This is a genomic window from Bacillus sp. AFS098217, assembly GCF_002551815.1.
Lineage (GTDB): Bacteria > Bacillota > Bacilli > Bacillales > Bacillaceae_G > Bacillus_A.
In genome coordinates this window covers 1-20,270 of the sequence record NZ_NVPR01000043.1, presented here as the reverse complement: position 1 = coordinate 20,270, position 20,270 = coordinate 1, and the positions used below count along the sequence as shown (strand labels likewise).

The 20,270-nt window shown below is 36.4% G+C and carries 15 protein-coding genes and 2 pseudogenes; 3 read left to right on the top strand and 14 right to left on the bottom strand.

Annotated features, from left to right (window positions below; genetic code table 11):
- Nucleotide 1: 1 nt before the first annotated feature.
- Nucleotides 2-280 (bottom strand): YhdT family protein, encoded by a 279-nt coding sequence (locus tag COO03_RS12425; protein ID WP_097897488.1) that lies wholly within the window; start codon nucleotides 278-280, stop codon nucleotides 2-4.
- Nucleotides 281-553: 273 nt separating this feature from the next.
- Between COO03_RS12425 and COO03_RS12420 the strand changes: the two genes are divergently transcribed.
- Nucleotides 554-2,038 (top strand): aldehyde dehydrogenase family protein, encoded by a 1,485-nt coding sequence (locus COO03_RS12420; protein ID WP_097897487.1) that lies wholly within the window; start codon nucleotides 554-556, stop codon nucleotides 2,036-2,038.
- 51 nt (nucleotides 2,039-2,089) lie between these two features.
- On the opposite strand, the gene fabG is transcribed toward COO03_RS12420, so the two are convergent.
- Nucleotides 2,090-2,830, bottom strand: coding sequence for a 3-oxoacyl-ACP reductase FabG (fabG, locus tag COO03_RS12415; protein WP_097897486.1), 741 nt, complete (start codon nucleotides 2,828-2,830; stop codon nucleotides 2,090-2,092).
- 134 nt (nucleotides 2,831-2,964) lie between these two features.
- On the opposite strand from fabG, the gene COO03_RS12410 reads away from it, so the two are divergent.
- Entirely contained in the window at nucleotides 2,965-3,114 is a 150-nt protein-coding gene (locus COO03_RS12410; RefSeq protein WP_141523215.1) for a YfhD family protein, read from the top strand.
- Nucleotides 3,115-3,191: 77 nt separating this feature from the next.
- Here the strand turns inward: COO03_RS12410 and COO03_RS12405 are convergent, their stop codons facing one another.
- The 5 genes from COO03_RS12405 to COO03_RS12385 all read right to left on the bottom strand — a co-directional run bounded on the left by COO03_RS12405 (nucleotide 3,192) and on the right by COO03_RS12385 (nucleotide 7,889).
- Nucleotides 3,192-5,051: a terpene cyclase/mutase family protein gene (locus tag COO03_RS12405; protein ID WP_097897485.1), complete on the bottom strand. Its 1,860-nt coding sequence runs from the start codon at nucleotides 5,049-5,051 to the stop codon at nucleotides 3,192-3,194.
- 102 nt (nucleotides 5,052-5,153) lie between these two features.
- Nucleotides 5,154-5,579, bottom strand: coding sequence for a divergent PAP2 family protein (locus COO03_RS12400; protein ID WP_097897484.1), 426 nt, complete (start codon nucleotides 5,577-5,579; stop codon nucleotides 5,154-5,156).
- Between the two features lie 79 nt (nucleotides 5,580-5,658).
- Entirely contained in the window at nucleotides 5,659-6,609 is a 951-nt protein-coding gene (gene rarD, locus COO03_RS12395; RefSeq protein WP_097897483.1) for an EamA family transporter RarD, read from the bottom strand.
- A 436-nt stretch (nucleotides 6,610-7,045) separates the two neighbouring features.
- Complete coding sequence (locus COO03_RS12390) at nucleotides 7,046-7,270, bottom strand: DUF1294 domain-containing protein (RefSeq protein ID WP_097897502.1); 225 nt, start codon at nucleotides 7,268-7,270, stop codon at nucleotides 7,046-7,048.
- A 106-nt stretch (nucleotides 7,271-7,376) separates the two neighbouring features.
- Complete coding sequence (locus tag COO03_RS12385; RefSeq protein WP_097897482.1) at nucleotides 7,377-7,889, bottom strand: protein kinase; 513 nt, start codon at nucleotides 7,887-7,889, stop codon at nucleotides 7,377-7,379.
- Nucleotides 7,890-7,975: 86 nt separating this feature from the next.
- Between COO03_RS12385 and COO03_RS12380 the strand changes: the two are divergent.
- A pseudogene (locus COO03_RS12380) lies at nucleotides 7,976-8,185 on the top strand (cation transporter dimerization domain-containing protein); the annotation flags it as partial.
- Nucleotides 8,186-8,364: 179 nt separating this feature from the next.
- Here the strand turns inward: COO03_RS12380 and COO03_RS12375 are convergent.
- The 7 genes and pseudogenes from COO03_RS12375 to COO03_RS12345 form a co-directional block, all read right to left on the bottom strand.
- Entirely contained in the window at nucleotides 8,365-8,793 is a 429-nt protein-coding gene (locus COO03_RS12375; RefSeq protein WP_097897481.1) for a hypothetical protein, read from the bottom strand.
- 14 nt (nucleotides 8,794-8,807) lie between these two features.
- Nucleotides 8,808-10,298: an FTR1 family iron permease gene (locus COO03_RS12370; RefSeq protein ID WP_097897480.1), complete on the bottom strand. Its 1,491-nt coding sequence runs from the start codon at nucleotides 10,296-10,298 to the stop codon at nucleotides 8,808-8,810.
- 451 nt (nucleotides 10,299-10,749) lie between these two features.
- Entirely contained in the window at nucleotides 10,750-12,132 is a 1,383-nt protein-coding gene (locus COO03_RS12365) for an amino acid permease (protein WP_097897479.1), read from the bottom strand.
- A 608-nt stretch (nucleotides 12,133-12,740) separates the two neighbouring features.
- Nucleotides 12,741-12,878, bottom strand: coding sequence for a phosphonate ABC transporter permease (locus tag COO03_RS12360; RefSeq protein WP_097897478.1), 138 nt, complete (start codon nucleotides 12,876-12,878; stop codon nucleotides 12,741-12,743).
- Between the two features lie 58 nt (nucleotides 12,879-12,936).
- The gene (locus COO03_RS12355; RefSeq protein WP_097897477.1) at nucleotides 12,937-16,299 is read right to left on the bottom strand and encodes a tubulin-like doman-containing protein; all 3,363 of its coding nucleotides are present in this window, start codon (nucleotides 16,297-16,299) and stop codon (nucleotides 12,937-12,939) included.
- A gap of 334 nt (nucleotides 16,300-16,633) precedes the next feature.
- A complete protein-coding gene (locus COO03_RS12350; RefSeq protein ID WP_097897476.1) occupies nucleotides 16,634-18,733 on the bottom strand; it encodes a vWA domain-containing protein in 2,100 nt (699 codons plus the stop codon).
- 140 nt (nucleotides 18,734-18,873) lie between these two features.
- Nucleotides 18,874-20,270: pseudogene (locus COO03_RS12345) on the bottom strand (RNA-guided endonuclease InsQ/TnpB family protein); the annotation flags it as partial.

The window sequence follows — 20,270 nt, the reverse complement described above, 5'->3', positions numbered from 1 at the left end:
ATCATTCCTCACTTTTTTCTTCCTCTTCGAGTGAAATATCTTGAAATACAAAACGTACAACTAAAATAAGAAGGATAACCATTACAATAAATCCAACTATACAACTATAAAAAAACCACGCCGGAAAACCTAATACATATGTATATTCACTTGGATCCTTACTACCAAGTCCATAAGCAAATCCATACCATATTATGAAATTAATAAAAGCGAGTCCAAGACCGATTAACGCTTCTCTATTGGCAATTCGAAAACGTGGGTCATCATGATGCTTCTTCATTTTCTCCCTCCTCTCACGACGTATAATTGTACCATTGTTTTTCTAGTTTTTCCTACTAGAAAATAAAAACGTGCAGGAATTTTTATCATTATGTAGAAGCTAATGATTTATTACATATTTTTTACAATTGTAACATAAATGAAATTTGAATTTTCAGTCTTTGTTATTTATGATTTAAATTAGAGGTCTTTCACCTAGTTCCTTACAACCCTGCTATAGGAATAAACGCCGTCTCGTACTGCGTTTACATTATATTTTCAAGGGGGTTATACAATGAGTCAACTAGCTGTAAATCTTCATGAAAAAGTAGAGAAATTTCTTCAAGGAACAAAAAAGTTATATGTGAATGGAACTTTCATTGAAAGCGCTTCCGGTAAGGCATTTAAAACTCCTAATCCAGCCACTGGCGAAACACTTGCGATTGTTTCCGAAGCTGGTCGCGAAGATATTCATAAAGCCGTAATGGCTGCAAGGCAAGCTTTCGACGAGGGGCCTTGGTCACGTATGAGCGGCGCTGAACGAAGCCGACTTATGTACAAACTTGCGGATTTAATGGAAGAGCATAAAGAAGAGCTAGCACAACTGGAAACATTAGACAACGGAAAACCAATTCGTGAAACATTAGCAGCAGACATTCCGCTTGCAATTGAACATATGCGTTATTATGCTGGCTGGGCCACAAAAATCGTTGGGCAAACAATCCCAGTATCTGGTGAATATTTTAACTACACACGCCACGAAGCAGTTGGTGTTGTTGGTCAAATTATTCCATGGAACTTCCCGCTCCTTATGGCAATGTGGAAGATGGGTGCCGCTCTTGCAACTGGATGTACCATTGTACTAAAGCCAGCGGAGCAAACACCTCTGTCCGCTCTATACTTAGCTGAATTATTTGAAGAGGCTGGATTCCCAAAAGGGGTTGTCAACATCGTACCGGGATTCGGTGAGACAGCTGGACAAGCTCTGGTCAATCATCCTCTCGTTGATAAAATCGCATTTACAGGTTCCACTCCTGTTGGTAAACAAATTATGAGACAAGCATCCGAAACATTGAAGCGAGTCACATTAGAACTTGGTGGTAAATCACCAAATATTATTTTGCCAGATGCTGATTTATCCCGAGCGATTCCAGCAGCGCTTTCTGGTGTTATGTTTAACCAAGGCCAAGTATGCTGCGCTGGGTCACGTTTATTTATCCCTAAGAAAATGTATGATAATGTCATGGCTGATCTTGTTCTTTATTCTAAGAAATTAACACAAGGTACAGGTCTAGATCCTCAAACAACAATTGGACCTCTTGTTTCTGAAGAACAACAAAAACGTGTAATGGGATATATTGAAAAAGGAATTGAAGAAGGTGCGGAAGTACTTTGTGGGGGAAATAAACCGTTTGATAAGGGATATTTTGTTGCCCCAACAGTATTCGCAGATGTAAATGATGAAATGACAATTGCGAAAGAAGAAATTTTCGGTCCTGTTATCTCCGCATTGCCATTTAATGATATTGATGAAGTCATTGAACGTGCAAATAAATCATCCTTTGGTTTAGCTGCTGGTGTATGGACAGAAAATATAAAAAATGCGCACTATATTGCAAGTAAAGTTCGCGCGGGCACAGTGTGGGTAAACTGTTATAACGTATTTGATGCAGCATCTCCATTTGGAGGCTTTAAACAATCTGGTCTTGGTCGTGAAATGGGATCCTACGCATTAAACAACTATACAGAAGTAAAGAGTGTTTGGGTGAACTTGAACTAAATGAAAGGGCCTGGCCAAAATTGGTCAGGCCCTTCTTTATTATGCAACCTTTTACACATGCAATCCACCGCTAACATGCAAAATTTCTCCTGTAATATAAGACGCGTAATCTGAGGCTAAAAATGAAGCTGCATTTGCAATATCTTGCGGTGTTCCAATTCGTCCCACTGGAATTCCTCCAACCATCTTCTCTTTCACTTTATCTGGTATTGTTTTTGTCATATTTGTATCTATAACTCCTGGGCAAATTGCATTGCAAGTAATTCCAAATCCTCCTCCCTCCTTCGCTGCTGTTTTTGTTAAACCGATGACCCCAGCTTTCGTTGCTGCATAATTCGCCTGACCGATATTTCCTTGCCAGCTAATAGAAGAAATGTTGATAATACGTCCATATTGTTGTTGTCTCATATAAAGTAACGCTGGTTGCATACAATAAAATACTCCTGTTAAATTCACTTGCATTACTTGTTCCCATGCCGCTTTCTCCATTTTGTGTAACATCGCGTCCCTTGTAACCCCAGCATTATTAACCAAAATATGTAATCCCCCAAATGTTTGAACTGCATATTCAATTAATGATTTCGCCTCACTTTGATTACTTACATCACAAGCATACAAACTTACTTTATATCCTTGTTCTACTAATTCATTTGTTGTTTCTCTTAATTTCTCTTCATTTACATCACTGATTAATACCTTTGCCCCTAATTTTGCGAAAGTACTAGCAATTTCTTTCCCTATCCCTTGTGCAGCTCCTGTTACAACAGCTGTTCTCCCATTTAAAAAGTCCATTACTTTCCCCCCATTTCTATCACTTATACTATATATTTCGGCTTTTTCCTTTCTAAATCCTTTTTGTATAAAAAAGTCTATTTGTGTCAAACTAAAGTTGCAATACAGCATAACACACAAGGAGATTGTGTCGAATGAACAAAAAGAACCTAAATCGAAAACAAGTTTCTGATGGCATTGATGTAGAGTTTTCTCGTGAACTCGCTGACCACGATGACTTAGAAGCAAATGCCCGTGCAGATGCAGCCGATGCACGTCAAAAACGCCAATCAACACAAAAATAAGGTACTACCTCCTAGTTCCTTATTCTTTTCAATTGGGACCTACTACCCACAAAAATAAACCGAGACAATTTCTCGGTTTATTTTCTATATTTTTTTATATAGTGTGCAAAAGTAAGTAATGGATATATATGAGGATAACTATGATAGCGAATATGAAATCCATCTGGTAAGCCTGTTCCTGTGGGATATTCTTCATGCTCAGCAGAATGCTCGAGTAAATAAGAAATTCCTTTTCGAATGACTGGCGTTTCTGCGTCATAATAAGAAATAAGTGCATCGAGCGCCCATGCTGTTTGTGACGGGGTACTAAACGGTAACGAAACAAACCTTTTTTCTATGCTACTTCGGCAAGACTCGCCCCAGCCCCCGTCGCTATGCTGCGTACTCTCTAACCATGCAGCTGCCTTTTGTAAAGCAGGATGAGTAGCAGAAACTCCTATTGCCCGTAAACCTGTAAGAGCGGCCCAAGTACCATATATATAACTTATCCCCCATTTCCCATACCACGACCCATTGTTCTCCTGTGCATTCATTAACCATTTGATTGCTCGATTCTTTTGGTCACCTTTTAATTCATGTGGAGCATACGTTCCAAAAAACTCTAATACTCTACCTGTAAGATCTGCCGTAGATGGATCTGTGATCATATCATCTGCGTTTTCAAGAGGTAACTGAGAAAATAAACGATTTGTTACACCTCTTTCAAAAGCCGCCCAGCCCCCATCAATATTTTGTAATCCCTTCACCCAATCAATACCTTTCCCCCAAGCTTCTTGTACTCTTTGATTTCCTTCTCGACTCCGCGCCAATGCTCTTAGGGCAGCCGTTGTATCATCAATATCTGGGATTGTCGTATTAATATCTGAAAACCCCCAGCCTCCAGCATCAAGTGACGGAGCATGTGCACTCCAATCTTTCTTTGTATGTTGTTGCCTTTGTAGTAAATATTCTGTTGCTGTTTGAATCATATGAGTATTCTGGGATACATTCGCTTCTTGTAAGGAATAGCTTAGCAACGCTGTATCCCATACTGTAGACGGTGAATTTTGCAAATGACTTCCGGTTTCCATGTTCCATACATAAGACTTCAATCCCGCTACTGCTTTAGTGATAAATGGAGACTGAACTCTATGCCCTAGCGCAAGCAATGCATAAATCATATAAAATGTGGCGCTAGCATAACTGTATAATGTGCCATTTGTATCAATCCGTTCGATCATAAAACGTTCAGCTTCCTTGTATCCTTTGTAATGCAATGATAAGGGATACGATAAAAACTTTTTCACATCTCCAAGCAAGGTTTGGAACAACGGCGAGCGTTCTTCACGAAACCACTGCTTCTTACTCCCTCCTGAAATATAATCTAAATTAGGAAGTATTGCTTTTGATACGGTAAATCGTTTGTTCATACAAATCATCATCGGAATGAGGTGAATACGTGCAGAACTACTTAGCTCAAATATACTGAGCGGAGAATTTTCGGGTAAAAATAAAATTGGCGTTGGAAAGTGAAATAACGAAGGATATTCATATCCCCCATGAAGTGCTAGTAAAAACTTCGTCATAAAGTGGGAGCGTGCAATACCGCCCCGTTCACGAATAAACGCTTCAGCTCGTTTCATATTTATATCTTCTTTTGTATACTTTCTAGAGGCAAGTAAAGCCGCATATGCCAAAATTGTATTGGACAAGTTACCAACCGGTTCATCTTCGTATAATTTCCAAGTCCCTTCATTTGTTTGAAGAGATACTAGTCTTGCAACAAACGGCTCTATTTCTTTATCTTGGCCTAATAATTTGAGTAAAAAAATTATATGACAATCCGTTAATGGTGAGCCTTCAAAACAAAATCGCCATGTTCCGTCTTGTTGCTGCATCGTCCGAAGTGCAGTAACTTTTCGCTCAACTTCCTCACGTACTTTTTCATATAGTAACACGCTCTTCACCCACCTTTTCTAAATCCGTATACGATATTCCGATTCGTAAACAATTATGTATGAAACAAATAAAAGCAGAACATGTAAAAATCCACGTTCTGCTTATAAACAATATCCAATTCCAACAACAATTCCTAAAATAGCTCCAACAACAACTTGATAAGGGGTATGTCCGACTAGCTCATTTAACTTCCTATATTCTGTTTGTCTACCGTGAAAAAAATCATTTAAAATCTTTGCCTGTTTGCTTACCGCAAGCCTTACTCCTGACGCATCATACATGACAATAATGGCAAAAATAACGGCCACAGCAAACACTGTACTCGTTACCCCTTCTACCATTCCAACACCTGTTGCCAGTGCGGTAACAGTTGAAGAATGAGAACTTGGCATGCCGCCAGAAGCGAAAAACTGTGCAAAATCAAATTCTCCCGTCTTTACTAATTTAAAAATGACTTTCGTTAACTGCGCTAAAAACCAGGATAGTACCGCTGCCATAAGTGGATCATTATGTAAAATGATTTCCATATTTCCATCTCCCTACTTAACTGTAATGGAAATTCTATATTATAAGTATAAAGAAAAATGCGTAGAAAATACTACGCATTTATGATACTTTTGCTGATTTATTTTTAAGAAACTTCGGTTGCTTTTTTAATAGAAATTTTGTTTTTGCTATCGAAAATACAAATAACGCAATCCAAATAAAGAAAAATGCCATAATATGAGCAGATGTAAAATGCTCATGGAACACAAAAACACCTAAAATAAGACTAATAGTTGGTGCAATATATTGCAAGAATCCTATCATATACAGCGGAATAAGTTGTGTTCCCTTAGCAAAATAAAGAAGCGGTAATGCTGTCACAACCCCAGCTCCCAGTAACAGTAATGTTGAGGTAGTCGAAATAGAACCAAACGAACCAAACGAACCAAAGCCATGCTCCCCTACCATAAACAAATAAAGAACTGCAAATGGTGTAACAATCATTGTTTCCATCGTAAGACCAATCATCGCATCATAATTCAGTAATTTTTTCGTTAATCCATATAATCCAAATGTAAAAGCAAGTGAGAGGGCGATCCATGGAATCGATCCATATCGTAACGTTAAAATAATAACCCCTACTCCAGCTAAACCAACTGCAATATATTGCCAAAAGTTTAGTTTTTCTTTCAATACAATGGTACCAAGTAAAATACTCACAAGAGGATTAATATAATAACCAAGGCTCGCTTCAATGATATGATTATGATTTACAGCCCATATGTACACAAACCAGTTCCCACTAATCAAAATCGAAGCAATTGTTAACGAAATGAATAATTTAGGACGTTTAAAAAGACTCACAAGCTCACCAAAAAATTGACTAAATCGCTTCGATACCCCCAAAATCAGTAACATAAAAACAAAAGCCCAGACAATGCGATGTGCTAATATTTCTTCAGCCGGAACTCCTTCCACTAATTTCCAATAAATTGGAAGAATCCCCCACATCATATAAGCACCGGCCGCATATAAAATTCCTTTTCTTTGCAGTGCTTTTTGACTCTCCATCTTCTCTTTTCTCCTCTTCTCTTTTTCTCTTCATTATAAGATGCATCTGTAAATCTTTACAAATATTCTCTACCTATCCTTTTCGACAATGTAATCATATTTTCAAAAGCCTTACTTATTCATAATAATATGTACTTCAAAATCTAATAGAGAACAGCTAAATTCCTTTTAGACATATATAAATCCATTTTCATTTTTCGACATCTAACTCCCTGCAGTGCAGAATAAAAAGTAACCTACACTCGTTTGTTCTTTCTGTCTTTACTTCGTATGTGGCAGAAAAAAGCCCTGACCGCTTCTATGTACATGGCCAGATGCTCTCTCCCATCTAAAAAGAGGGGTTTTATGTCGTTTTTTTAATTGATGTATACATAGAAACCTAATTCGTAACATTAACTCTAGCTAAAGAATATAGCGCCTAATTAAGCAAATAGACCTAAATCACCCATAAAGCATATGAGGTCATAACAACAAGAATCGGTACACCAATTTTAAACTTATTTTTATGAATTTTATGGTGAAAAACATACATTCCAATCCACGCCCCTATCGCTCCTCCAGCCACCGACACTAAAAACAATGTACTCTCTGGAGTACACCATTGCTTTTTCACTGCTTTACGTTTATCAATTCCTATCATCGAAAAAGCAATGATACTCATACACAATATATATACATTTTATGAGCATTATTAATTTTCACCTCACTTTGTTAATATGATTACGGACAAGCCTTCTTATTACTAAATAATTTTTCTTCAATTCTTTTTATCTAACCCACTCATTTTTCATTACTTTAAAATACAACTTTTCAAATCCCCTAAAATACTTAGTGTAAATGCCTAACGTTTCAATATATGTATTAATAACTTCGCTTAAATCAAAATGAACACCATCTTTAGCTAAGTCATAGCTATCATCCAGACTATATAAATCAAAATATTCAGCTTCCCAATGCAACCCCCTGTTAACTAAAAGTCTGGTGGTGCATTTAATTGATTCTTCAATCGTCAGTTCATTTTCTTTTAGTTTTTCATAAATGACGGAAAGAGTTAATTTAACAGTGTATTCTTCATCAACTGTGCTACTAAACTCAAATAACTTCCCTTCAATATCATCTATCTTTGCTTTAGACATTAAGGATATCTCAATTATTTCATATGGCGGACTATCACTTGCTTCAATCAATTTATCACACCATTGAATTACTTCAGCTTTACTCCACAACCCACAGCAAAGCCCTAAGCCATAAATACGGGTTAATTTTTGAACTAAATCCAAAGCTCCTCACCTTCAATTTCTCATATGCACTTTTATTTAATTTTAACCCAATATATGATGCATCACATAATTTCTTTGCAAAAGTAGCACATCCATTTGTGAAAAGAATTGATAGAATACGAGCTCGCGACCACGGTCACTATATTTTAGTTGATGTTAGGATTAGTGTCCCTGCACATTTAAGTATCCAGCAAGGACACGATATTTGTAGAGAAATAAAAACAACGATTATGAAACAGGATTCAGGAGTATATGAGGTACTCATTCATTTAAATCCATGGTATGAAGAAAAATAAGTTCATAAGAGTTTTGAATTATAAAAACAAAGCATTAGAAAATGACTTATTAGATTAAATAAATAACGATAGGAATCATCTTGGCAGCAGAAACAAATTAGTTTATAGAATTTATTTTTGTATATTATTAAGCCAAAAAAGAAAGCACCTTATTCGATAAGATGCTTTCTTTTTTACTCTTATTTTAATTTCCCTACTTCGGTTAACACAGTATCTAAATCTTCTGCTGCTTTATTTAAGGTTTGTACGTCAAGCGGTTCAGCCTTTGCACCTGCTTCGATTGTATGAAGCGGTGTTTCTAATTTTTCATATAACTCAGCATTCTTTTCTTTTACTGTATCTTCAAACGTTTGCCATGTTTTCTCTAATTGTTCTGCATCGTCTTTTACTTTAACTTTAGCAGCATTATTTGCCTGTAATCGAGCTTTCAAATCGCTCACTGTTTGTTTCATGCTAGTTGCCCCATCAGCAATGGAGACTGTTTTTTTCTCAGACGCCTGCTCCGTAGTTTTCGTATTTTCAGCTTTCTTTTCTCCTGCCGTTCCGCAAGCACCCAACGCTAGGGAAGTTGCTACTATAACTGGAAAAATTAGTTTACGAGATTTCATATTGTTTCCTCCTATTATGCCTGTTTTTGTTGTTGTTCTAATTTTGTATCTTTTTTCTTATTCCATATTGTAAGTATTACTGCGACAACAAGAAGAATTACTTGTGGGATTGTACTTTCCCATGATGGATAAATCGCAAAAAAGTCTATAGTTGGGATTGAAAGGTGCGTAGCTGGCAATAATCCAGCAAGTTGCAAGCCATGAATACCCATTCCTGTGAATTTAAAACACAAGTAAAACATAAGAATACTTGAAACTAAGAAAAATGGACGCATCGGAATTTTCAAGCCTACCTTTAAAATTAAATACGATAGGATGATAAGTACAAAGATTCCAATCGCAATGCCTATTAGCAGGCTCGATATCTTAATAGAAGATGCCATACCAATGAAAAATAATACGGTTTCTGTTCCCTCACGAAATACCGCAAGGAATGACAAGATCGCTAATGACCACAAACTTCCCGTATCCAATGCTTTTGTACTTTGGGTACGAATATACCGTTGCCACTCTGCAATACTGGATTTACTATGAAGCCAATAACTCATGTACATGAGCATCACCGCAGCAAATATCCCCGTCCATCCAGCAATGAGAAAGTTATTATTCCCAAATGCCCCTGCGGAGAAGAGCATATTCACAATCACACCAAGAATGATACTTACGCCAAGCCCTGCTCCAACACCAATCCAAATCCATTTGCTCTTTTCTTCATGACCAGCCTTTTTCAAGAAACCGAGCAACGCTACAACGACCAATAACCCTTCTAATCCTTCTCGTAACAGAATAGTAGTCGCATCTAACATGTTATAGCTCGTTTTCTCAACAAGCGGCGCTAAGTAATTCCGCATTTCTTTGATTGTTTTTTTAGCCCCTGTTATATCAGGAGAATCTGAAGAAAGCATCGCATACGAAGTAACCATGTCACGTTCAGCATCTCCATATATTTTTGAGGACTGCGTCAACACTACGCCTTCTACATCCAACCATGAGGAGCGGAATGTCTCAATATCCTTTTTCGCTCCTTCAATATCATGATTGTCGATTTTGGAAAGCGAATCATCTAAAAGAGCAATCAAGCTGGCTATATCCGCTTTTTTTGTATTTCCCTCGTCTTTTTGAGTAGATGTAGCAGAGAATTTACCGGTAATAAATTTATCATCTACGTTCTTTAATTTTTGAAGTGCTGTCTCTACTTTTTCTTTATTTGCTGGCTGTTGAGCAAACGCAAATTGCACCTGCCCCATTGCATCTTCAATATCGCGATACGCTTGTGAAGATTGTTTTTTGATTCCCTCCTCAATGGAAAGCCATGTGGACCTAAAAGCTTCATATTGTTTGGAAGCTCCATTTATATCCCCTTCTTGTACAAGCTGAAGCGCTTGTATAACTGATTTATTTGCTTTTCCTAAATCATCTGCCGCTGTTGCAGCAAACCCACGGAATGGAAAACTTATGAAACCTAATAACATAATTAGTAAAAAGGTATGTACTTTCCACCTCATGCTAACCCCTCATTTCTATACATCAACAATTTTCCATTAAATGCAACGCAATCAATATTGAAAATCATTATCATTTAAATCACTAACAAAAGTATAGGGCTTTACATTTTGAATGTCAATAAACAATTGTTAGTTTCGAGAATTTACCATAAATTAATATGGAATCCCCTCATTGGCAACGTGTATGTAATTTTCCTAGTCACTTTATAAGTATGATGAGCAGAATAAAACATGACCTGCACTCGCTTTCTCCCCTTGCATGTTCCTGACCGCTTCTATGCATGGCCAGATGCTCTCGTCCACTTAAAAAGAAAGGGTTTTAGGTTGAATTTTCAACCTGTATTTATATATTTACACATAAAAATAGCTGTAGACGATAAAGAATTGCTTGTAAACAAGTTATCCTTCCATCCTACAGCTATTATTTCAAATCCTTATCTTGCCTACGATTTCATTTCATGAGTTGTTTTCTTACATTACTATGTTTTCTAGCATATACAAAATAAATCAAAATACCTACCATTATCCAAACACCAAAGCTAATTAAAGTTACTTGGGAAAGATTAAAAGCTAAATACATACAACTTATTATTGACACTATAGGTAAAAAGGGAACCAATGGTGCACGGAATGGCCTTGCAATATTCGGCTTTGTTTTTCGCAGTACAATTACCGAAATAGATACAAATATAAAAGCTGTTATCGTTCCCATGTTCACTAAATTCGCTAATAGGTTTAGATCTACAAACCCTGCTAAAATTGCAGCAATCCCCCCTGCAATCCACGTATTAAAGAACGGCGTTTGAAAACGTTTATGCACACTTGAAAGCTTCTTTGGAAGTAATCCATCACGACTCATAGAATAAGATACTCGTACAAAAGCAAACATCGCTACTAACAGAACTGTAGTTAAACCGGCAATCGCTCCTACTGATAGCAAACCAGCAATTTTATCCTCTCCAACAACACGTAGTGCATATGCAACTGGGTCAGCTACATTCAGTTCAGTAAATGGTATCATTCCAGTTAAAACAAATGAAACACCAATATACAGAATTGTACAAATACATAACGATACAAGAAGACCAATTGGAACATTACGTTGCGGGCGCTTAACTTCTTCAGCAGCTGTAGCAACTGCATCAAAACCTAAAAAGGCAAAAAATACAGTAGCCGCTCCTCCAATAACGCCGTGAAATCCAAATGGAAGAAATGGCTGCCAATTATCTGGTTTTACATACTGTCCACCTACAATAATAAACCCTAAAATAACAGCAAGTTTAATAATGACCATTATGTTGTTAATACGAGCACTCTCTTTCGTACCACGACTCAATAAAAATGTAACAATTAAAATAATAAAAACTGCTGGTAGATCAATGATTCCACCTTTCCCCATACCCGGTGCGGAGGCAAAAAGAGCAGGGATTTTAATATGAAATCCTAGAAGTAGTGATTGGAAGTAAGCAGACCACCCAGCCGCTACTGCAGATGTTGCTAATAAATACTCTAACATTACACACCAACCGACTATAAAAGCAAAAATTTCTCCTAATGTGATATACGTATAAGAATATACACTACCGGATACTGGAACAGTAGAGGAAAATTCAGCATAGCAAAATGCTACACACGCACAAACAATTGCAGCCAATACAAAAGATAGTACAATTGCAGGTCCAGCATGTTTAGCTGCCACAATACCTGTTAATACAAAAATACCAGTCCCAATAATTGCTCCAATCCCTAAAAGAGTTAAATCGAATGCTCCTAACGTTTGGTTCAATACTTTTTTCTTTTCTTCATTCATTTCTTTTTTCATTAGTAGACTCATTAGTAGAAACCCCGTTTTCAATATAATCCCTTATTATGCACACCCTCTATTCCTTTTTAAAGGGCTTATCATGCTAAAAATCCCCATAATTTCACATAATAAAATACATTTACAATTATTATTTTTCAATAGCGATAAATTTCATTTATCTCTAAACTACATATTTTTAAAAATACAGAAAATTATAATTATAAATAAAACTTACATATTGGGTATTCTTTCACATGATGCATCATTAAGAAAGAGATTTGAATTTATCATATAATTAATTCAATTGTCAATAATAAGATCACTTGTTTTCAAGTGGATAATTATGTAACATAAAGTATTATTTCGTAAAATCAAGTCATCAAATTTCAATTATTCCCAGTTGTATCAGTTGATTTATTTTTCTAATATTAATATTTCATTCATTTTCTCCTATAGAATATATGTGCACTCAACTATTCAATAGCCGGAATTATTTTTGTGGAATAAAAACAATAACCATTTCATCTTACCTTACCTCTATTATTTTCATAATATAAATTTCAAATCACAAATTTACTTTTTATTATTAAAAACGAATCATTAAGAAAAACCATGCAGATTTTCATCTGCATGGTTTTTTAATCTTCCATTTCCGTATTGCTCTTTTCTACCTGCTCATTACGTACTTCTTCTTCCTGCATTTCCATTGCAATCATTGCATGGTAAATCTCCGGATATAATCCAAATATTTGATACACACTTCCTAAAAATGGCACCTGGAACCCCTCTTTTCAAAAATAGTATTTCCATACTTAAGGGTTCCCTATCTTTCCCCTACACATTCGTTTTTGTATCTTGTTCTTCATCTTGAACATGTAATAAGTGCTGCCATTTTTTATAAGGCGCACTATTTGGATCAACATATCCTTTCGCATGCGAACGGTCCCATAGTTGTTTTACAAACATCTCTTTCTCTTTCTTTGCAACCATATCTGCACCTGTTCCATAATAATTTTGGAAATACAACTCGATTTCATCAAGAAGTAATCGCAACAATTCGTCTGATGTTTCTTCTAACGTTGGATCGTATTTTGCCTCCCGATCGTACATTAAAATAATGTCTAAAATATTATGAACGTGCTCTTTTCTAAGCCATCTTACGTCCTGAGCCCCTAATACAAAGGCCTGTGTATACAAATGTCCACCTTGAAGCATTGCTTTTTCCTGTTCTTCTTCAAAACGTGACAAAATATTTTCATAAATAAACGGATTATGAAGCAATGCCCGATGTAACTTATAACTTTCACTTGAAATATTTTTCCCCATGGACTGAATTAAAAAGCTGCGTCCTACACCGTTATATTGATAGACAAACTGACCATCAACAGCGACAAGACTAATCCATCGGTACATATATGCATAAAGAAGAGCACGATTACATTTATCATAATCTAACTTCGTCTGAGTTGCATTTAAGTCCGGCATAAAAGCTGGTAAGTGCCAATATTTATCTAAATGCGGTGTCAAATTCGATTTTTTGATATTTAATTTATTTACACGGCGATAATAAGACTGAAAATAATCCCCTTTGTCATTCATACATCCATTTGCGATATGCCCAGATGAAAGCTTCGGAAAATCTTGCAGTGACAATCCATAATGAGCACGGTAACAAATGACTTCAAATGGTGAAAATGCTTCATTCACTGTATCCTTTTCTTGAAACATTTCTTGCAGAAGTTCTTCTTGTAATTCTTGTTTTAGTGATGGGTGTACTCCCCAATACTGTAACTCTCTATGATGAGCTACTTTCGGAATAAATGGACTTGCTAAATGGAAGAGATCTTCAATTTTTTCTCTCACATATTCATTACGATCACGCTTTTTAAAATCAGCTTCTTTTCGCAATGCTTCAATAATATTGAGTTCTAATTTGTCACGATATCGGACTTGGAGCTCGTTATAACAATACGTTAAAATATGCTCCCGATAAAAATCCTCTACCTTCTTCGATTGACTTTCTTCTGCTTGTGCATCGCGGCAATATTCCGCATACAAGCTCATATAAATCTCTGCTGATATATCCTTTGGAAGCACACCTAAATTTAAATGTTGCTGCATATCTTGCCATATTTTTTCTTGTAGTTTTTCATCTGCTAACACATATACATTCGTCGGATTTGTTTTCCCTTCAAATTCTTTGCTGCGTTTTTGAATTTCAAACAGCAAATTTTCACGTGTTTCTTGTAAATTGTCAAAGAATCTTTCCCAATGTTGAATCATTTTATTTACTGCCTGATATAGTGATTGATAAACGAGTTCCAGTAACATCTCTTTGCGATATTCATTTAACTTATGCACGTATTGCGTCACGATATCTTCAAATTCTTTTCGGAACATACGCTGCTGATTATAAAACATTTTACCAAACCAACCTTGTTGCTGTGCAAGTTCAACACGTCGCACAGCTGTTACTGTACCATCAATATTACTTACATTAAATTTCTTATCATAGTTTTGAATGAGATTCCGCTTCTGTTCATTGTTCTCATGTAATCGATTCATTTTCTCTACTAATTGCTTTCGAATCTCATACAGCATAAAACGAGCAGCCACTGGATGAACAGCTTCTGTTTTCTTTAAAAACCATGTATTTAGTTGATATGACTGCCCCTCTGATCCACTAGGTGTATAGCGATCTGATTCTATCATGTCATATAAAAGTGTCGTCACATGCTCATGCACACGGCTCGGTATCGCATATGCATACAACCTGACAGCGTGATCAACTCTTGCTACTTCCCCCTTCATTTGCTCCATCATTTTAAGCTTCACAGCAGATATTTTGCATTCATGCTGTAACCTGTTTAACTCTTCATCTTTTTGTACTGTACGCTGTACGTAACTTTCGACCGCTTCTAAAAACAACTTTGATTTCGCAATGCCAACCTTCCCGTCCTCTGCACCTTCACGTGTTTCATTATACATTTGTCTATAGAAAATATGCGCTTGCTCCGGACGAGTAGCAAGATGCTCTAAATCTTCTAAATAACTCTTCCCACGCTCTGGCTTCTCACGTTGCATACCGCGGCGAACGTCTTGTTCATAGCGCTGCTTTTTCTCTTGAAACAATTGATCTAAATGAAGCCATGATTCATCTAATCCTTGCACGGCCCACTTTAAGGCACAATATTTTAAAACATGCTCATATGGATAAATAAGCTTTGCAGTTCCAGCACCGCAGTAGCGTGCTTTTCCGTTCGATTCCGCCAACTGCTGAATTTGATTATCCTCTTGTGCAAAATGACTTATAGACATCGGACTAAATAACTGTAAATAAATCGTATTTGTCATTTGTTCCATGTAATCCGTTAGATTGTGTAAATGATGACCATGTAAATTTTCATAATCATATAAAAAACAGTAATTATAGGGTAAATGGTGTGGTTTAATTGTATGATTCGTTCTTCCGTCTTCATCCACTTGATCCGGGCGATACTCTAATTCAATTGTGACACCGCCACGCTTTGATAATTCGCCTGTAGAGCCAAGTGTAATCGCATGTAGCTCCTTTAATGACGCATAACCATTTGCCTGAACAGTTTCAAATTCTTTCGCACTAATGGTACGCGTCTTAACAAGTGCATCTGGCATTAAAAAAGCACCGCGAATTAAAATGTTATGATGTTGCAATTTCTTGCGAAGCATTTCACGTAGGTACAACGCAATTTGTAAGAACATACCCGAACCAGTGCCACCAGCTAATGATGTAACGATAATAACACGAACACCATACTCTGTTTGATCACTCGTGACAGGAAAAATCTTTTCGATTTCTTGCCAAAAAGCAGTTAATTTATCCTCTTTCATCGCTGCTCGTAAAGCAAGGCGTGAAATCACACGAAGTTGGCCAGCTCCTTCTGTTAACGGCTTATCTAAAATAGTAGGATCCATCGGAAACCATTCTGGAATCGTTGGATCTTCCGCAATATATTCTCGAGGCGTTTTACTAGAACTGGTTTGTGTCTTGAACTTACGAATATGTTCAAACTTACTTAGCGTATTCACATCTGTATCAAATACATGCATCGCTACCTTTTTGCGTCGTTCCTTTGGCAACTTTTCATATATTTGATGGGTAACAGTACTTCCGATTCCACCTAAACCAATTAAAATTGTTGGAACTTGTAATGTCATGTGAACCACCTTCCTATTCGTGCGTGTTCAAAAAGAAGCTAAAGAGAGCCGAACAGTTCGAGGCACGGAAGCCAGGAGGATACGGAGTGTAGCCAATACTACATGCGTACCATACTTGGCGACGCAGGCGAAGAAGTGCGACAACTATCTTTATCGGACTTTTTGAACTTCCTCTAACAATTTGTGTTCAAAAAGGAGGATAAAGAGAGCCAAGCAGTTCGAGGCACGGAAGCCAGGAGGATACGGAGTGTAGCTGACACTACATGAGTACCGGACTGGCGACGTAACGAAGAAATGCGACAGCTATCTTTACCGGACTTTTTGAACTTCCTTATCATTCACATTCATATCGGTAGATTTCTTTGCCATACCCTCGATCAATCAATAAAATTTCGTTCGGATATAACGTCTTATGCTCACTTCCAACCTCTTCCTCTGTTAGAAACATACCGTCAATAATCATACCGATCACTTGTGATTCCTTTGCTACAAATATAGATTTTGATCCTTTTTTCGCTATAAATGTTACGGATTGCACCGTCTTTCGTTCTGCACGAAATGGAATACCAAAATAATGTTTCCACCATTTGTTTCTTAAGAGTTCTGGTTCAGATTGGTAAAGCCAATCTTTCGCCACCTCTTGATCCCATTCGTAATACAGCATTGCTTTTCGATGAAATCTTGGCCGGACAATCCACCCTAAAATAAGAATTCCCACTAATAGAAGTAGTAAAGTTACTGGAATTACAAATTTAAAAATTAGCGCATAACGTTCCCAAAATGGTGTGTTTTGAATATGAAGCGAAATCGTTTCCTTTACTTCTTGTAACTTTGAATCGTTTATACTGATGGTAGCTTCTATGGTGCCGGTATCTGTAAAATTAAATGTGTCGGAGTAGTAAGGACGAGGATAAACATAAATTTGGTTACCATGTTGCTGTAATTCATAGTTGATCGATTGATGAGATGTGACACCAGTAGATTGCAGCAGTCTTTTTACCTCTGCTTCTTTCATCGGTTCACCATTCAATAGTGGCTGCAGGACAAACGGTTTACTATTGTCTAAATTCGTCACCTTTTCTTCATAGTCTTTTGTGATGGTTTGTAAAGATAACTTTAGTTTGGGTAACGATTCAATTCGGAATTCTTTTGTTTGCCTATAAAATCCTTTTATATTCATATGAACTTTTCCACGTACTGGTTGTTTTCCAACTTGTGTTTCGTAGTAGAATACGTTTCTTTTATCATCCCATTTCATTGGATACAACTTTCCACCCAATTCTATTTCTGCTTGGAAATAGGAAGATTGAATTGGTAATTCAGTAGGTTTCGCTTCAATAATCGCAGTCGTTCCCTCGTACATTTTCTCAATATTTTTTTTACCTTTGTCTTCCTTATTATAAATAGAAACACTATAATCAAGTACTGGTTCAACAAGTACTTTTAATCCTTCTTTTCCAATATCTCTATCCAGCTCTACCGTATACGTTCCAGGCTTAATTATCTCCTGGTTTGTAGCGCTGATATGTGTAATACCACCATATAAATTAGACTCTCCTGGTGCATGAATAGAAAAAGAAGATTGTAACGTTAATGGTTTAGAAAGTTGTTCTATTCGATATTGCGATGCAGTAGAAGATTGTTGGACGAGCGTCATTCGTTTTAACGGAAATGGTGTGGTAATCTCTACTTTGTTGCCTGCTATATTCGTTTTCACAATAGATTCAACAGAAGAAAATGGATCTCGATTCGCAACTAAGGCTGCAGCTTGATTTACACTTTGAATGACTCCATCCTCTCCACTCGATGGCATGACGATCCCATTTATTTCTTGCTTCCAAATTTCTTTAAATGTATTCATCTGTAGCTGCTCTTGCTGTCCTAAATTTTCCTCCATTGTTATTAAAACTGGATGCAATGATATTTTTTTCGCTTCCATTTCTTTTTTAAATTGTTCTAGTTTCTGCGTAATTTGTTCTTTTCCACCATTCTTTTCTTTTTCTAATTCGTTAAATGCCCCGTCAGTTAATACAATAAGCCAAAATTCACGTTTTCCATTTATGTCCGCTTCCTTTTTAATAGATTGCATCGCTGTTTCCACAGCGCTAAACGGCGTATTTAAATAGTTTTTCCATGCCCCGATTTGATTGATTTCTGTTTGCCTTTTTTCATTTGTTAGCGCAATATTTAGCGCCTCTGTTGGACGACTCATTGGAACATATGAAAATTTATCTTTTTCATCTAATAAGGAAACTAAACTTTGCAAAGCATAATTGGCATACTTCCAGCGATCGTTATTTCTCATGCTGCCTGAATCATCATATACAAGTGAAACGACCCTTTCTTTTGCCTCCTCTCCTTTTGCAAAAGTAAAAAAAGGATTTAAACACAATAATAGAAACAAAATGAATGTGGCACAGATTCGAATCTTCATGATGAGGCTTCGCCACCTTTGTAGACAAATTCCTATGTTTAAATTTATGAAAAGAAACAAGATATATGACTTGTATTTTCGGACAAATGAATACTCCCCCACTTAGCAAAGCTTGAAGTGGGGGTTTCTAACGTTTCGACCTAACGGACGATTAACGTCAGTGGAGTTAACACATTAGCGAGTTGTTTCACGCCTAACCCCTCTATCCCGTTTGTCCATGCATTCGGGACTACTTTTCGTAAAATATTAGCCGCAGCGTTTACATCTGCATTGATTCCGATTCCTTTTGCAGAACGGTACATACCACGCTTCATTCGTTTCCCTGAAAAAGTTGCATTTTGGTCATTTGTTCCATACGTTGGAATGAAGTCATAATCTAGAAAACTTGCTTTTGATGTGTAAGATTCCTCGGTTACAACAACTTGAATACCTACCGCACTCGCTTTGTATGTAATCATTTGAATCTATAAACTGTGCGGGATATGACAAAATATTTGGTTATTTCTCTTTCCCATATTCGTTTCTTGTTTCCAACTTTTATTTTGACCAATAACGATTTTGCAAACTTCCTCTTCTTGAGCTAGTTTTACAATATGATGACTAGCTTTATGGAAGATGTCCTTTATTTTTAGGTAACGCTTTTGGTGAAGTTTTTCTATTCTTTTAGAAGTAAAAGATCCTTCCTTTGTTTGTTTACCTTTCCTGAGAACACTTGTAAAATGGCTCTTCATTTTATTGTAATATTGATTTATACTTTTGATATGTTTGCCCTTAACAAGTACAGGCTTCATACCTGTGTTTGTTACGATGGTTGCAAGATTATCAATACCTAAATCAATACTCATATAACGCCCATTCTCTTCAACCGATTGTTGTTCTGAAGGAACATCTACCACCAATTCCACTACATACTCATTGTATTTTGGAATGACACGAACTTGCTTCAATTTACCTTCAGTAAACCCTAATTTTCCAATGTTTAATTGCAATTTTGTCTTTGGAAACTTTAAAAACTTATCATTTTTAATGACACAATCTTGATTTGTATACAGAATCTCTTTTTCAGAAGAACAAATATATTTTGGAATTCTAGGTCTTCCAGTATATTTATTTGGATTCTTTTTATGATCTTTTAAACTAGCAAAAAAAGACTTCCAATTTTGGAATACATTTTTCATGATTGATTGACTAGATTGCGTAGGCAAAGTACGATAATCATTCTGAATCATCACTTTAAATAATGCATCCAGAAAATTATAATCTACATAAGGTTTTTTTGTAGTTGGTGCTGAAAACAAATTACATTTCACTTCTTTTTGTTTTTCTTTTGGTTTTGTTTTCTCTTTTTCTAATTTCTTTTGATAGGTAAGAAGTTGTGTATCATTCATCTTCCCAATATTTTTATCAATTGTATCCAAAACTTCTTTTTGTAAAGGTTGCAATTCCTTATCTTGTGTCAAACCTGTATACACTTGTCGTATATAAAAGTTTGACGTGTTATACATGCTTTTAGCGTTTTGGCAAGATTCTTGAAAAT

Coding starts and splice junctions, on each gene's coding strand:
- COO03_RS12425 (WP_097897488.1), bottom strand. CDS start 280: ATGAAGAAGCATCATGATGACCCACGTTTTCGAATTGCCAATAGAGAA.
- COO03_RS12420 (WP_097897487.1), top strand. CDS start 554: ATGAGTCAACTAGCTGTAAATCTTCATGAAAAAGTAGAGAAATTTCTT.
- fabG (WP_097897486.1), bottom strand. CDS start 2,830: ATGGACTTTTTAAATGGGAGAACAGCTGTTGTAACAGGAGCTGCACAA.
- COO03_RS12410 (WP_141523215.1), top strand. CDS start 2,965: ATGAACAAAAAGAACCTAAATCGAAAACAAGTTTCTGATGGCATTGAT.
- COO03_RS12400 (WP_097897484.1), bottom strand. CDS start 5,579: ATGGAAATCATTTTACATAATGATCCACTTATGGCAGCGGTACTATCC.
- rarD (WP_097897483.1), bottom strand. CDS start 6,609: ATGGAGAGTCAAAAAGCACTGCAAAGAAAAGGAATTTTATATGCGGCC.
- COO03_RS12390 (WP_097897502.1), bottom strand. CDS start 7,270: ATGAGTATCATTGCTTTTTCGATGATAGGAATTGATAAACGTAAAGCA.
- COO03_RS12375 (WP_097897481.1), bottom strand. CDS start 8,793: ATGAAATCTCGTAAACTAATTTTTCCAGTTATAGTAGCAACTTCCCTA.
- COO03_RS12370 (WP_097897480.1), bottom strand. CDS start 10,298: ATGAGGTGGAAAGTACATACCTTTTTACTAATTATGTTATTAGGTTTC.
- COO03_RS12365 (WP_097897479.1), bottom strand. CDS start 12,132: ATGAGTCTACTAATGAAAAAAGAAATGAATGAAGAAAAGAAAAAAGTA.
- COO03_RS12355 (WP_097897477.1), bottom strand. CDS start 16,299: ATGACATTACAAGTTCCAACAATTTTAATTGGTTTAGGTGGAATCGGA.
- COO03_RS12350 (WP_097897476.1), bottom strand. CDS start 18,733: ATGAAGATTCGAATCTGTGCCACATTCATTTTGTTTCTATTATTGTGT.